At 66.6% G+C, this 14,391-nt stretch carries 12 protein-coding genes; 10 read left to right on the forward strand and 2 right to left on the reverse strand.

Annotated elements, in window-relative coordinates; genetic code table 11:
• The first annotated feature begins 92 nt into the window (after positions 1-92).
• Together KVT39_RS11440 and KVT39_RS11445 are read left to right on the forward strand one after the other, a co-directional pair.
• A complete protein-coding gene (locus KVT39_RS11440) occupies positions 93-1,142 on the forward strand; it encodes a patatin-like phospholipase family protein (RefSeq protein WP_034184635.1) in 1,050 nt (349 codons plus the stop codon).
• 63 nt (positions 1,143-1,205) lie between these two features.
• Positions 1,206-1,820, forward strand: coding sequence for a hypothetical protein (locus tag KVT39_RS11445; RefSeq protein ID WP_368858915.1), 615 nt, complete (start codon positions 1,206-1,208; stop codon positions 1,818-1,820).
• 70 nt (positions 1,821-1,890) lie between these two features.
• Here the strand turns inward: KVT39_RS11445 and KVT39_RS11450 are convergent, their stop codons facing one another.
• On the reverse strand, positions 1,891-4,317 hold the full coding sequence (locus tag KVT39_RS11450; RefSeq protein WP_217589091.1) for a hypothetical protein: 2,427 nt from the start codon (positions 4,315-4,317) through the stop codon (positions 1,891-1,893).
• A gap of 38 nt (positions 4,318-4,355) precedes the next feature.
• Positions 4,356-5,918: a DASS family sodium-coupled anion symporter gene (locus KVT39_RS11455; protein WP_368858916.1), complete on the reverse strand. Its 1,563-nt coding sequence runs from the start codon at positions 5,916-5,918 to the stop codon at positions 4,356-4,358.
• A gap of 156 nt (positions 5,919-6,074) precedes the next feature.
• On the opposite strand from KVT39_RS11455, the gene KVT39_RS11460 reads away from it, so the two are divergent.
• From KVT39_RS11460 to KVT39_RS11495, 8 genes are all read left to right on the forward strand, one after another.
• Positions 6,075-6,815, forward strand: a complete 741-nt coding sequence (locus KVT39_RS11460) for a GntR family transcriptional regulator (protein WP_217589093.1) — start codon at positions 6,075-6,077, stop codon at positions 6,813-6,815.
• Positions 6,816-6,992: 177 nt separating this feature from the next.
• Positions 6,993-8,426, forward strand: coding sequence for a pyruvate kinase (gene pyk, locus KVT39_RS11465; protein ID WP_217589095.1), 1,434 nt, complete (start codon positions 6,993-6,995; stop codon positions 8,424-8,426).
• Position 8,427: 1 nt separating this feature from the next.
• The gene (locus KVT39_RS11470) at positions 8,428-9,168 is read left to right on the forward strand and encodes a TSUP family transporter (protein ID WP_217589097.1); all 741 of its coding nucleotides are present in this window, start codon (positions 8,428-8,430) and stop codon (positions 9,166-9,168) included.
• Between the two features lie 14 nt (positions 9,169-9,182).
• Positions 9,183-10,100, forward strand: a complete 918-nt coding sequence (locus KVT39_RS11475) for an AEC family transporter (protein ID WP_034184623.1) — start codon at positions 9,183-9,185, stop codon at positions 10,098-10,100.
• A gap of 323 nt (positions 10,101-10,423) precedes the next feature.
• Entirely contained in the window at positions 10,424-11,227 is an 804-nt protein-coding gene (locus tag KVT39_RS11480; RefSeq protein ID WP_105391458.1) for a transporter substrate-binding domain-containing protein, read from the forward strand.
• 4 nt (positions 11,228-11,231) lie between these two features.
• Positions 11,232-11,966 carry an ABC transporter permease gene (locus KVT39_RS11485; RefSeq protein ID WP_034184621.1) on the forward strand — a complete coding sequence of 245 codons (735 nt, stop codon included), beginning with the start codon at positions 11,232-11,234 and terminating at the stop codon, positions 11,964-11,966.
• Positions 11,963-12,730, forward strand: coding sequence for an ABC transporter permease subunit (locus tag KVT39_RS11490; protein ID WP_217589098.1), 768 nt, complete (start codon positions 11,963-11,965; stop codon positions 12,728-12,730). Before KVT39_RS11485 ends, KVT39_RS11490 begins: the two co-directional genes overlap by 4 nt.
• Positions 12,731-12,757: 27 nt before the next feature.
• Positions 12,758-14,140, forward strand: coding sequence for an LLM class flavin-dependent oxidoreductase (locus KVT39_RS11495; RefSeq protein WP_217589099.1), 1,383 nt, complete (start codon positions 12,758-12,760; stop codon positions 14,138-14,140).
• The last annotated feature ends 251 nt before the right edge of the window (positions 14,141-14,391 follow it).

Here is a 14,391-nt window from a genome sequence, read left to right on the forward strand (position 1 = left end):
ATGGGCCTGCGGCGCACGACGACGTGTCGCATGACGAAGTATCGTCCATTACTTGCCGCTGCTCCGCATGACGGAGAGCTGGGGAGACGGGCATGACAACCACGCACGCAAGACGCCGCAATGATGGACCGCGCAAACAGATCGCGCTGGCCTTGCAGGGTGGCGGAATGCACGGCGCCTTTACCTGGGGTGTGCTTGACAGTCTGCTCGAAGACAGCAGGCTCGAAATAGAGGGCGTCAGTGCAACCAGCGCCGGCGCGATGAACGCGGCTGTACTCGCATACGGGCTGCAAAAAGGCGGCGAAGACGGTGCGCGCCAGGCACTGCACGACTTCTGGCGGGCAGTCGCGCAATCGGCGGAACGCTACAACCCGCTGCGTTGGGTGCCCTGGCTGAAGGGCACGCACAGCTTCGGGCTCGATCATTCGCCGCTGTATGCATTCGCCGACATGATGCTGCGCGTTTTTTCGCCCTATCAGTTCAATCCGAACAACCTGAACCCGCTGCGCGAAGTGCTCGAAAGCCAGGTCGATTTCGACGCACTGCGCAAGCACTGTCCGATCCGGCTGTACCTGTGCGCAACCAATGTCGAGACGGGGAAAATACGCATCTTCACGGGACAGGATGTCAGTGCAGACGCGGTACTTGCGTCGGCATGCGTGCCGACATTGTTCCAGGCGGTCACGATCGATGGCGAGTACTACTGGGATGGCGGTTACATGGGTAATCCGGCCATCTATCCTCTCATCTACAATTGCGCGACGCGCGACGTCGTGATCGTGCACATCAATCCGCTCGTGCGCCGCGGCGTGCCGATCACGGCTGCGGAAATTCTCAACCGTATCAGCGAGATCAGTTTCAACTCGTCGCTGATGCGCGAGATGCGGGCCATCTCGTTCGTCACCGACCTGATCCGGCAAGGCACGATAAAACGCGGCGAGATGAAGGAAATGCTGATCCATTCCATTCGTGCCGACGACGCTCTGTGCGCGTTGAGCGTATCGAGCAAGTACAACGCGGATTGGGGGTTTCTCAGCGAACTGCATGACTACGGGCGACGCGAAGCGGATACGTGGCTCGCGCATCACTACGGAAACATCGGACAGCGGTCGAGTATCGACATCCGCAGTGAATTTCTCTGAGCGCATCGCGCTAATGTCGGTACCGGGCGATCATGCGCAGCCGTCCCGGGCCAAGGAGCGAACGTGAACCGGACGCGGGCGCGGTTCGTCGCGTTGTGGTCGTGCAGCGGCGGGACACATGCCGAGGATGTCTATCGCATGCTGGCGCGATGCTATATGGAGCCGGCGCGCCATTACCATACGCTCACGCATGTACGGCGATGTTTGCGTCATCTCGACCTGGCGCGCGACTCGATTCCCGAACCGGACGCCGTCGAGCTCGCGCTCTGGTTCCATGACGTGATTTTCGTTCCGGGCGCACGAGATAACGAGCAGCGTAGCGCGGACTGGTTCAGACGCCAGGCAGGGGAGCGAATCCGCGCGTGCGATCGTATCTGCGCGATGATTCTCGCGACGACCCACTTGGGGCTTGCCGCAGAACTGGATACCCGTTTCGTGTGCGATATCGACCTGGCAGTGCTCGGCGCTTCTCGCAGCCGGTTTCGTGAAGACGGTCGGCGCCTGCGGGCAGAGCGCCCCGATCTTGACGACCGGGCTTACGACCTTCATGAACGGACGATTCTTCGCGGGCTGCTCGCACGCCCGCGCATCTATCTGACGGATTTCTTCTACACACGCTGCGAGACGCGAGCGCGCAGAAATTTGAGCTGGCGGCTGGGCTTGCCGAGTCCGGAATAGCCAGGACAAGCTGCGGCGAACCAACGAAGGGGGCTAGCAGCGCATGCGGCTGGTTAACCGCCCCCTCAAATCATTTTGCTGGAGCTTCCTGGTCGAACGTGATGAACTGCGCCGACGACCACGCCTTGCTGTCGTTGCGCTGCCGTCCGAAGAAATACACGGGACGGCATCCGAACGGCGCATTGCCGGGCGCCACGTCGATGCTGCCCGCGAGATCGACGGGCAGCGGCCGGTCGGTCAGCCGCTCGACCGCGACGAACAGCTCGGTGCCGCCGAGCGCATGCGTTGCCGCGCCGCGCGCGAGCAGTTCCGCGCCGCTGATTTCGAAACGGAACGCGGGCGCATGCACGAACGGATTGCGCTGCAGCGGATCGCCGACCTTGGCGAAGCCGTCGATCGTGCCTTCGACCACGATCGTCGCGGCGGCGAGATTGCCGACGTCGAGTTCGATACTGTCGGCATCGCCGTAGGTGTCGCTGCGGAACTCGACGTCGGTCGCGCCGGTGCGCCATGCCGACTCCTCGACATGCTCGAACCCGTTCGATCCGAACCGATGGATCGTGCCGTTGACGATGCGGATCCGGCCGCGCCATGCGGCCCAGCGGTAGCGATCGCGAATGCGCGCGCCGCCCCAGCGGACACGAATCAGGCGCTCGGCGTAACCGAGTTCGGCATGCAGGTCGCGCTCCCACAGCAGGCCGTCGTGATCGTAGGCGGCCACGTATTCCCAGCCCGACTGGCCGAGCAGCCGGTAGTCGAGCCGCGCGGGCCCGCGGTGCGTAAACGCGTCGCCTTGCCAATGCTCGCCGCAGCGCACGAGCAGCGCGCTGTGCTCGCCGGTGGTCGCCCACGTGCGGCGCGCGCGCAGCGCTGCGCCGACGCTTTTCCGGTCGAGCGCGGGCGCGAGCACGCCGGTCAACCCGCCGTGCACGCCGAACACCTGCACGCCGGGCGCGCCGCCGCCCGGCCGGCCGCGATGCTCGTCGCCGCTGGCCGCTACGCCAAGCCGGTAGCCGCGCGCGATCACGTCCTGGTACAGCCAGCCGAAATGCCCCCATGACGACGCGATCTCGACGAGCCGCTCGAGCTCCGGATGGTGCCAGTCGGGGATGTAGCGGCGGCCGCCGACATGCGGCATCACCAGATGCTGCGCGGCATCGTCCGCATAAGCGTCCCACAGTTCCTCGACAGGCCAGCGGCCGAGTTCGACCGCATGGCCCTTCATGTCCTCGTTCCAGATGAGCGTGCGGTTGTGCTCGCCGCGCGCGTTGTACGGGAAATCCGGCCGCGCGTCGCCGAGGAACACGACGTTGTGGTCGCCGCCCGCGGTCGAGCTGCCGCACCATTCCTGCACCGGATAGACGACGAAGCGGCCGGGCTCGTTGAAGCGCTCGACCGCATCGACGCCGAGCTGCCAGTTCTCGTCGGTGATCTGGAAATCGTTCGCCGTATAGCCGAGCACGTCGATGCCGCCGATGTCGCGCGCATAGCGCGCGTTGTATTCGGGGCTGTTGGTGCCGACCGTGTCGTGCGCATGGACGTGCAGGTCCGCATACAGCGCGCGCGGCGCAGGCAGCGACGCGTCGACCGTGAGCCACGCTTCGGCCGCGCGCACGTCGGGCCGCGCGGGCATGTCGGCCACGATGCGCAGCGTGCCCGCGTCGGTCGGCAGGTCGTCGAGCGCGCCGCTCGCGAACCCCGCGTCGGGCAGCGCGTGCTCGCGCCGGTAGACGGCTTCGCCGCGCGCGTCGTACGCGGTCACGCGTACCGCGCCGCCGACGTCGCGGCACGCATTGCCCCAGCGGTCCTGCAGCGACAGCCGGAATGGCGCGCGCGTGCCCGGCTGCACGAAGCGCGGGCCGTTCAGCAGGACATCGGCCGGCGCGCCGGCGCGGATGTCGATCGATACGTCGCCGGGCACCGCGACGAAGCGCGACGTGCCGAGCGGATCGACGTAGAGCCGGAAGCGGAAGTTGTCCTCTGCGAAGGTCTGCACGCGCGTGCCGGGGCCGCGGCGGCGGTCGCCGAGGCGGATCACGATCCGGTCGCCCGCATTGACGTAGCCGTCGACGACATCGACGATCACGGCTTTCTGGAACGGCCGCTCGTGCCCCTTCTGGTCGAAGCGCACGTTCAGCGCCTGCACCGTGGCCGGGCTCTGGCCGGGCACGAGCGGCGCGGCGTGGTATTCGGCGCTGATGTAGTTGGCCGCGCTCGGATCGCTCGTCTGGAACAGCGCCCAGTCCGAATAGAACTTGAAGGTGGCCTTCAGCCAGCCGCCGTCGGCGATGCCGGACGAGCCGACCTCGTAATCGAGCACGATCTCGCTCCATTCGCCGGCTTCGACGCGCGCGACATTGCATTGCACGCGCCCGGCGAACGGCAGGCGCTTGTGGCGTTCGTACAGGCCTGCGGGTGCTACGTGCGGGCCGAGGCGGTCGCGCAGCGCGGCGGCGCGGGCATCAACGGTATCGAGGACGTCTTTGGATTCGTTCATCTGGAATGCAAAATGATGTCGATGGAAAGCGGCGTGCTTCAATGCGCGAACGGCCAGGGCGCGCTCGCGTCCCAGACCGGGACACCCATGTACGCGTACCACGGCGCGATCACGCAGAGGCCATAGACGATCGCGATCAGCACCGATACCACGCCGACCTTCGCGTAGTCGGCCGTCGAGAATGCGCCGCTGCTGTATGCGATGACGCCGGCGGTGATCTGCGTCGGCAGCAGGTACGCGAAGCTGTCGGTGTCGCTGACGAGCATCGTGAACGCGACCGGATGCAGCCCGAGGCGCGGTGCCAGCGCGAGTGCGATCGGCGCGATCATCGTGACGGCCGCGACGTTGGACAACATGCCGATGCGGATCACGTGCGTGCCGAGCATCACGATCGCGATCGTGAGCCACCAGCCGTGCCCGCGCGCGGCGACATAGATGTGATCGGCGGCCCAGCTTGCGAGGCCCGACGCGCTGATCGCCGCCGACATCGACAGCGCACCGGCCAGCAGGAACAGCGTGCCCCAGATCGTGCGCTGCTCGACTTCGGCCCAGCCGAAGCGCAGCACGCCGGGTGCGAACAGCAGCGCGAGCGCGATCAGCGCGACGATCTCCGACGGAAGGTGATGGAGCGGCTCGGTCGCCCACAACACGGCGACGGCCGAAAACAACGCGAGCACGGTCCAGTCGTTGCGTGTCGCGGGCGCTTGCGCGCGGCGCATCGCCGCGATCGCGCCGCGGCCACTGGGAATCGCGATGGCGCGCGAGCGGAAATAGAACTGCACCCAGCCCTGCGTGATCGCGAACATCCCGAGGTACGGCCACTGCAGCTTCAGCCACGTGAGATACGAGATCCGGATGCCGAGCTGTTTCTCGAGCAGCCCGGACACGACCATGTTCGGCAGGTGAGCCGTCAGGATGCACATGCCGCTAATCATCGCGCCGTACACGAGCGTCTGGATCACGATCGCCTTTCTGGCGGCGCGCTCGCGCGGCGATTCGCCGAACAGCCGGACGATGCCGTTCGTGACCGGCAGCAGCGTGGCCGCGCGCGCGTTCGCGGCGGGCACGACGAGCGCCATCACGCAGTTCACCGCGAACATCGCCCAGATCACGCCGTTGGCGGTGCGCACCTTCAGGCGGTCGAGCAGCAGCAGCGCGATGCGCCGGTCGAGCCCGCACGCCTGCATGATCGCGGAGAACAGGAACGCGGCGAGGCACAGGAACACGACGGGCGCGGCGAAGCCGCTGGCCGCCTTCGGAAACGACGGGCTCGCGTGCGACAGCACGAGCAGCATCGGCAGCAGGATGCCGCTCACGCCGACGGGAATCGCATCGGTAATCCATACGATCGCGACCCACGCGACGACGGCGAGCGTCGCGGTGCCTTCCGCGGACAGATGCGCGGGCGCGGGCAGCCACCACGCGATCGCGAAGAATGCCAGCCATGCGGCGACGAAGCCGATCCGTGCCCGCCATTGCGTAGCGCGTCCGTGCGCAGCTGCGTGCGGATCGGCCGGCGCGTGTGCCGCTGGTTCGGCCGGTGGCGGCCAGCCTGCACGCGTGCCATCGAGCGGCGGCGTGCCGATTGCGTTGTCGGTCACTGGTATGCTCCCCGTGCGTCAGGCCCTGCAGTGGCGGACCGGATGTCTGTCGAGATGTCATAATACGTATTAATACAAGTTGGGCGATCCAATTGCTTTTCATATCGATATCGGGAATCGCGCATAGCGCGGGCCGGGCATGGAAGGGAAAAACCGATGACGTTGGTACGTGACGATGCGACGTCGCTCTACGAGCAGATCGCGGCGACGCTGCGCGATGAGATCGAGCAGGGCATCTACGAGCCGACCGGCAAACTGCCGTCCGAGGCGCAACTGAGCGAGCGCTTCTCGGTGAGCCGCGTGACCGTCAGGCTCGCGCTCGATCGCCTGACCGACGCTCGCATCGTCGAACGCAAGCAGGGCAAAGGGACCTTCGCCGCGAAGCAGCGGCTGCGGCATCGGCTCGACGTGCTGCGGGGTTTCCATGACTCGATCGCGGGGCAGGGCGCGCAGGCGAGGATGGAATTGCTGCGTATGGAAGCGTGCGACGTGCCGCCGGGCTTGCGGCAGGCATTCGCCGCCGACGTCACGCGCTGTATCTATCTCGAGCGCCGGCACTGGGTCGACGACGAACCTGTCGCGCTCGCGCAGACCTGCCTGCTGCCCGATGCACGTACCTTCACCTTCGAGCAGGCCGAGCGCATGTCGACCTACGAGGTGCTGGAGAGCTTGCTCGGCTGGCGCATCGCGGATGCCGATATGTCGGTGACGGCCGTGGCCGCGCCGGACGATATCGCCGCCCGGCTAAAGACCGGAAAACAAGCGCCGCTGCTCGTGTTGCGGCGGACGTCGCGTCTGGCCGACGGCCGTACGTGTGAATCCACGGTGTTTCATATTCGGCCCGAGCGCTTTGATCTGGTGGTCCGAAGCGGTGTCGAAGCACGGTTTGTCGGTTGAAGCGTGCTTTCAGTCACGGATGGCGACGATGGCCCTGCGCGCAGTCAATCGATCGGGCAAGGCGCGCCCGCGGGATTTCCAAATCACCTTTCGATCTAGATTTCCAATTTTTTATTCTTTCTCGTAATTTCACGATCCTGTCATATTTCTGCGAACCGAATTCATCGGACCAGAAAAATGTCAAAGACCACCATCATCGCGACGATCGGGCCGGCGTCGAATACCGCTGAAACGCTTCTTGCGCTGCACCGTTCGGGCATGACCGTCGCGCGCCTCAACGGCTCGCACGGTTCGCTCGACTGGCATCGGACCACCATCGATCTGATCCGGCGGACCTTGCCGGATCTGCCGATCCTGCTGGATATTCCCGGGCGAAAGATCCGCACCGTGCAACTGCGCACGGAGCCGTCGTTCCCGACCGGCGGCCGGCTCGTGCTGACCACCGATCTGTCGCACGACGGCAGCAGCAAGGTGCCGGTCAACTACGACCGGTTTCATCTGCAGTTGCGCGCGGGGGTGCGCATCTATGCGGACGACGGCACGCTGTCGTTCGTGGTCGAGGCGGTGCGCGGGCAGGACGTCCACGTCGTCGCGGAGACAGCCGGCACGTTGAAGAGCCGCAAGGGCATCAACGTGCCCGAGGTCGATCTCGGGCAGGAACTCGTCACGTCCCGCGATCGGGAAATGGTCGCGTTCGCGAAGCACGCGGGCGTCGACTTCGTCGGGATCAGCTTCGTCGAATCGGCGGCACACGTGGCGGCGATTCGGGAATTGATCGGCGCGCCGTCGCCACGCATCGTCGCGAAGGTCGAGAATCAGGGCGGTCTCGATCATCTCGACGAAATCGCCGCGGCGACGGACGTCATCATGATCGATCGCGGCGATCTGTCGGTGGAGACCAGCATCGATCATGTATCGCTGTACCAGAAGCGGATCATCGCGGCCGCGCGGCAGCGGGGCAGGCCGGTCATCGTTGCGACCGAGCTGTTGCACAGCATGATAGAGAGCCCGTTGCCGACCAAGGCCGAGATCGGCGACGTCACGAATGCGGTGATTGACGGCGCATCGGCCGTCATGCTGTCCGGCGAGACCGCCGTCGGCAAGTTTCCGGTGGAAGCGGTGGCTCGGCTGCGCAGCATCGTCACGCTCGCCGAAGCCCATCGGCATGCGACGCTCCCGGCGGCGGGCGGGTTTGCCGAAGCGCCGAACGATCTGCGCGCCGCGACGCTCGCGCTGACGCGCACGCTGCCGATTTCGAAGGTCGTCGTGTTGTCGCGCACCGGCTACGCGGCTCGGCTCGTGTCGATGGCCCAGGTGCGGCAGCCTGTCATCGCGGTCGGCAGGGATGCGGCGCTCGCGCGCAGCTGGAACCTGCTGCCGGGCACGACCGCGGTGTTCCTGCCGGATCTCGATCCGGATGCGGAAGGCGCCGGCACCGCCGCGCTGAAGGCACTGTGGGAGCGCGGCCGGCTTCAGGCCGACGACGTGGTGCTCGTGGTGCTGGCCGCCAGCGACGACGCACAAGCGTCGTTGAGTTCGCTGCAAACCGTCCGCGTCGGCCAGCTTGCCGCGCAACTCGCGTGGTCCGTAGACAGCGGCGTGGAGGCCTGACATGCACGATCCGCACCTGTTGGCCGGCATCGTCGTGCTGCTTGCGATCGTGCAGTCCGTGTTCGGCATGGGCATCCTCGTGTTCGGCACGCCGACGCTGCTGCTGATGGGATACGACTTCACGTCGGTGCTCGGCCTGCTGCTGCCCGCTTCCGTATCGATCTCGGCGGTTCAGGCGTGGTCCGCGCGACAGCGTCCGGTGCCGGCTTCCGAACGGCTCACGATGACCATCTGCGCGATCGCGGTGCTCGTATCGCTTGCCGCGCTGGTGCGGTTGAACCTGAAGGCCCGGGTCGACCTGCTGATCGGAGTCGCAATGCTGAGCGCTGCCGCGGTACGGTATTCGTCGCGGCTGCAGACCGGGCTGCGCAAATTCGTTCACGCGCGCAGCCGGCTGTATGTCGGTTCGATGGGCGTCGTGCACGGGCTCACCAACATGGGCGGCGCGTTGCTCGCCGTCTACGCGGCCAGCCGATACGACGACAAGCATGCGATGCGCGCCGCGATCTCGCGCTACTACCTGCTGTTCGGTGCGATCCAGCTCGGGACGCTGGCGCTGCTGCGTCCGGAGGCGCTCGGCGTCCGGGGCGCCGTGATGGCACCGGTCGCGGTCGCGATCTACTTCGCGGTCGGCAACGTGCTGTTCACGCGGGCCCGTGCGCCGCTGTACGAACGCGCCATGACCGCATTCATCGGCGTCTATGGCGCGGTCGTGCTCGCGAAGACGCTGGTCTTCGCGTGACGGGAGCGCAACCGATGCAGAATGTCCTGACCGCGCTGGTTCCGATCTTCGTGCTGATCCTGGCGGGATTCGTGCTGCGGCAGCGCCGCCTGCTGCCGGACGAATTCTGGTTGCCATGCGAAACGCTGAACTACTACTACATGTTTCCCGCGCTGATGTTCAGCCAGGTCGCGAAAGCCAATCTGACGCAGTTTCCGGTGCGGCCGATCGCGATCGCGATCCTCGGCGCGGTGGCCGCGAGCGCGGCGCTGCTGTATGCGTGGCGCGCGTGGAGCCGGCAGCCGGGGGCGGTGTTTTCGTCGGTGATCCAGGGGGCGTTACGGCCCAATACGTATGTGGGTGTTGCCGCAGCCGCGGCGTTGTACGGGAGCGTCGGTCTCACGCTCACGTCGATCAGCATCGCGGTCGCGATTCCGCTGCTGAACGTCGCGTCGATCATTATCCTGATGCAGCACGGCCGTGGCGGCGCACCATCGGCATCGCAGATCGGCGGCGCGCTGCTGAGGAACCCGGTCATCATGTCGGTCGTGCTCGGCGCCGCGTTCAATCTCGGCGGGCTGGGTTTGCCGGGCGTGGTGGCGAGCGTGCTGTCGATTCTCGGCGCCGCGTCGCTCCCGCTCGGACTGCTCGCGGTGGGAGCAGGCCTCGACGTGAAGGCCGCGAAGGCGGCGCGCGGCCCCGTGTTCCAGTCGTCGGTGATCAAGTTGCTGCTCGTGCCGCTGCTGACCTTCTGGATCGGTTTCAGCCTCGGCATCCGGGGCCCGGCACTCACGACGATCGTGCTGTTCAATTCACTGCCGTGCACACCGTCCGCGTACATCATGGCGAAGCTGCTCGGCGGTGATCACCGATTGTCCGCCGGCATCATTACGGTACAGACGGCGCTTGCTGCGGTCACGATGCCGTTGGTGCTGCTCGTGTTCCACGGCTGAACCGGGTTCGCGCACGCGTCGGCGTGGCGAAAAGCAAAAGGCCGGCCAGGTTGCACTGGCCGGTCTTTTGCATTTCCGATGGGCGTATTTGCGGAGGCCAGGAGGGGGAGTTGGTCGAGCGAACGGCACGTCGATACTGGATTGCTGGAGCGCCTCCGGATCCGGGCCGGCGGCGACAGGTGCATCAAGTGCCGCATATCGCCGGATCGGATATCGATCGCAAAAATAACCATTTGGTACACGCGTCGGCACGCATTACAGTCTCGCCTCCTGCTGCCGGCCGCGACGCCGGTGATTCCGACGTTATTTCAGAAGTCAGCCAAATGAATCGTTTGATGCGTTCCAGGGTCCGCGGCGCCGCGGCCGCGCTGTTCATGCTCGGCGCGGCGTGCGCCGCCCACGCGGCTCAACCGACGCTGCGCGTCGGCATCGACGCCGAGTCGTATCCGCCGTTCTTCTCGAAGGACGCCACGGGCAAGTGGAAAGGGTGGGAAATCGACGTGCTCGAGGCCGCATGCGGCAAGCTGAACGTGCGCTGCGAACTCGCCGACATCGCGTGGGACGGCCTGATTCCGGCGCTGCAGAACCGCAAGATCGACGTGATCTGGTCGTCGATGACGATTACCGGCGAACGGCAGAAGGCGATCGACTTCAGTCGTGCGTACTACGAATCGCCGACGGTGTTCGTCGGCGCAAAAAGCGATCGGCGCCGCGTCGATTGCGCGGTGCCCGCGAGCTTCAAGGGCCGCGTGATCGGCGTCGAGGCCGGCACCAATTTCTCGGCCTTCCTCGATGCGCGCTTCAAGCAGGACGCGCAGATCAAGGCCTTCGACAAGTTCGACAATGCGCTCGCCGATCTGGTCTCCGGCCGGGTCGATTACGTGCAGGAAGCGAAGGGCCTGTTCACGGCGTTCCTGTCGTCTCGCGACGGCAAGGATTTCGAGGTCAAGGCCACCTGCGCGGACAACCCGGTGCTGGGTCTCGGCATCGGCGCGGGCGTGCGGCGCGGCGATGCGCTGCGCGACCGGCTGTCGGGCGCGATCGCGCAACTGCAGCAGGACGGCACGTGGGATGCGATCACCGCGCGCTATCCGAACCTGAAAGGCACGATCGAGAAGGGCCGTTGAAGCGATGGCCGCGGACGATTCGCTGCTGGCGCTGCTCGCATTCGACGACGGCGGTTACGGCCGCATCTTCGCGAGCGCGTTCGCGCTGACGCTCGGCGTCGCGGCCGCGTCGTTCGGCGTCGGCACGCTGCTCGGCATCGCCGGCGCGCTCGGCAAGCTGTCGCGGCACGCGCCGCTCGCGTGGTTCATCCGGCTCTACACGACACTCGTGCGCGCGCTGCCCGAGCTGTTGTGCCTGCTGCTCGCGTTCTATGCGATCGCGCCCGCCGTCGAAGCCGTGCTGCGCCGCGGCGGCCTGGTGCCTGACGGCTTCGCGTTTCCGCCGTTCCTCGTCGCCGCTCTGTCGCTCGGTTTCATCCAGGGCGCCTATCTGACCGACATCTTCCGCGCGGCGCTCGTCAACGTGCCGGTCGGCCAGATCGAGGCCGCGCACGCGTACGGGATGACGCCGTGGCAGACGTTGCGACGCATCCGGCTGCCGGCCGCGGCGCGGCTCGCGCTGCCCGGTGTCGGCAACGTATGGCTGAACGCGACCAAGGATGCGTCGTTCATCAGCGTGCTCGGATCGTTTACGGATCTGCTGAAGGCGAGCCAGCTCGCCGCCGGCGCGACCCGGCACTACGTGTTCTTCTATCTGGTCACGGCGGCGCTGTTCCTGCTGCTGAGCGTCACGTCGACGGGGCTGTTCGCCGCGCTCGAACGGTACGCGAACCGTGGCGCAACGAGCGCAACCGCATGATCTTCTCGCTGCCGTTCCTGCTCGATACGGTGATGCCGAAGCTGCTTGCCGCAGTACCGACGACGCTCGCGCTGATGCTGTCGTCCGGCGTGGCCAGCGCGCTGCTCGGCATTCCGCTCGCGCTCGCCGCCGGCGCTCGCCACGCGCCGCTTCGCTGGTCCGCGCGCGGCTGGATCATGCTGATTCGCGGCACACCGCTGCTGGTGCAGCTTTATCTGCTGTACTACGGATTCGGCCAGATCGTGCCGCGCGAATGGATGCGCGACAGCTGGGCGTCGCCATTGTTGCGCGATGCGTTCTGGTATGCCGTCGTCGCGTTGAGCGTAAATGAAAGCGCGTATGTCGCGACGATCCTGCGCGGCGCGATCGCCGGCGTGCCGGCCGGCGAGATCGAGGCCGGCTACGCGTACGGAATGACGCGCGCCGGCGTGCTGCGCCGCATCGTCGGCCCGCGCGCGTGGCGGCTCGCGCTGCCCGCGCTCACCGGCGAAGCGATCCTGCTGCTGAAATCGACCGTCCTCGCGTCGACCATCACGGTGTTCGACGTGATGGGCACGGCCAACACGCTGCGCTTCGAGACGTTGCGCGTGTACGAGCCGCTGGCCGGCGCGGCGCTCGTCTATGTCGTGCTGGTCGCGCTGCTGACGATTCCTGCCGCCCGTCTCGAGAGACGCCTCAACCGCTACCTGACGCGCGAGTCGGACGACCGCGCACCCGCGCGCGCACGTAACGCGTCGTCGGGCGTGTGGGCGGCACCCAACTGATTTCCTTGTTCCGCATTGAGCATGACGATGTCCGATCCTCGCCCCCTGCTGTTTTCCCTCTATGAACAAGCCAGCGTCGGCTGCGGCGGTGCGCCGAGCCTCTGGACCCATCCCGCCGACGAACGGCTGCGCGCCAATACGCTCGCGTACTGGTCGGACCTCGCGCGCAAGGCCGAGCAGGCCGATCTCGACATGCTGTTCTTCGCGGACGTGCTCGGCCTGTACGACGTGTACGGCGGGTCGGCCGACGCCGCACTGCAGTGGGCGGTGGAGTCGCCCGCGAACGATCCGATGATGCTGATCCCGGCACTCGTCGCGCAGACCGAGCGGCTGGCGTTCGGCGTGACCGCGAGCACGACCTACGAGCATCCGTTCGCGCTCGCGCGCCGCTTCAGCACGCTCGATCACCTGAGCAACGGCCGGATCGGCTGGAACATCGTGACGTCCTACCTGACGAGCGCGGCGCGCAATTTCGGGCTAGACCGGATGATCGGCCACGACGAACGCTACGCACGCGCGGAGGAGTTTCTCGATGTCGTGTACAAGCTGTGGGAAGGCAGCTGGGCGGACGACGCGGTCGTCGCGGACAAGCACGCGCTGCGCTATGCGCGCGGCGACCGCGTGCGGCCGATCGCGCACGAAGGCGCGCACTATCGCGTGCATGGCCCGCACGTGTGCGCGCCGTCGCCGCAGCGCTCGCCGGTGCTGATTCAGGCCGGCTGGTCCGGGCGTGGACGGGAATTCGCGGCGAAGCACGCCGAAGTGGTGTTCGTCGCGAAGTCGAATCCGCACGAGATCCGCGCAGGCCTCGACGAGATTCGCCGGCTCGCAGTCGAAAACGGCCGCGCGGCGGACGACGTGAAGGCGCTGACGGTGCTGCGGATCGTGACGGCGCGCTCGTCGAGCGACGCGAAGGAGAAATACCATGCGCTGCAGCAGCACTATCACCTGCAGGCGCAGCTCGTCAGCTATGCGGGCGACACCGGCATCGACATCGATCGTTATGCGGACGACGAGCCGCTGACGACGCAGACGGAAGGGCTGACGTCCTACGTGATGCGACCGGACGGCAGCGGCAAGCCGCTGACGGCCGGCGACGTGCGGCGCAAGTTCGCGAGCGTTACACGCGGCACCGACCTGATTCTCGTCGGTTCGCCGGACGAAGTTGCGGACCGGCTTGCCGAGCACGCGCAGCAGTCGACGACGAGCGGCTACATGCTCAATCCGCTGATCAGCCCCGGCACGCTCGACGATTTCGCCGAACTGATCGTGCCGGAATTGAAGAAGCGCGGCCTGTACCGGACGCAGCCGCCGAGCGGGACGTTCCGCTCGCGCCTGGGCGGCGGCGATCGCCTGGCGGACAGTGCGTATGGCGCGTCGTTCCGGCAGTCTGCAGCGTCCGGGCGCTGACGGTCGGACGGATATCGATTCCGCAAAACATTGGTAGGGCCGCGCGATGCCGGGCGGTAGAGTCGACTATCCGGTCGCGGACCGGCCGCATCGGGAGCAGCGAGAGCAGGATGCGGCCGTCCCGGCGGAACGACGAACCTGGGAGTTGCCTGACATGAACCGCGAGGTGCCGTTTCATCCGGAAGCAGGTTGCGCCGACTCGAAGCATGACGGCGAACGTTTCGTATTCGCCTGCGGGAACACGATCGAAG

This window comes from Burkholderia sp. GbtcB21, assembly GCF_019091065.1.
Taxonomy (GTDB): domain Bacteria; phylum Pseudomonadota; class Gammaproteobacteria; order Burkholderiales; family Burkholderiaceae; genus Burkholderia; species Burkholderia pyrrocinia_C.

Excerpts from the sequence above, each read along its gene's own strand:
- KVT39_RS11460 (WP_217589093.1), top strand. The coding sequence starts at position 6,075 with ATGACGTTGGTACGTGACGATGCGACGTCGCTCTACGAGCAGATCGCG.
- KVT39_RS11480 (WP_105391458.1), top strand. The coding sequence starts at position 10,424 with ATGAATCGTTTGATGCGTTCCAGGGTCCGCGGCGCCGCGGCCGCGCTG.
- KVT39_RS11490 (WP_217589098.1), top strand. The coding sequence starts at position 11,963 with ATGATCTTCTCGCTGCCGTTCCTGCTCGATACGGTGATGCCGAAGCTG.
- KVT39_RS11475 (WP_034184623.1), top strand. The coding sequence starts at position 9,183 with ATGCAGAATGTCCTGACCGCGCTGGTTCCGATCTTCGTGCTGATCCTG.
- KVT39_RS11485 (WP_034184621.1), top strand. The coding sequence starts at position 11,232 with ATGGCCGCGGACGATTCGCTGCTGGCGCTGCTCGCATTCGACGACGGC.
- KVT39_RS11495 (WP_217589099.1), top strand. The coding sequence starts at position 12,758 with ATGTCCGATCCTCGCCCCCTGCTGTTTTCCCTCTATGAACAAGCCAGC.
- pyk (WP_217589095.1), top strand. The coding sequence starts at position 6,993 with ATGTCAAAGACCACCATCATCGCGACGATCGGGCCGGCGTCGAATACC.
- KVT39_RS11470 (WP_217589097.1), top strand. The coding sequence starts at position 8,428 with ATGCACGATCCGCACCTGTTGGCCGGCATCGTCGTGCTGCTTGCGATC.
- KVT39_RS11440 (WP_034184635.1), top strand. The coding sequence starts at position 93 with ATGACAACCACGCACGCAAGACGCCGCAATGATGGACCGCGCAAACAG.
- KVT39_RS11450 (WP_217589091.1), bottom strand. The coding sequence starts at position 4,317 with ATGAACGAATCCAAAGACGTCCTCGATACCGTTGATGCCCGCGCCGCC.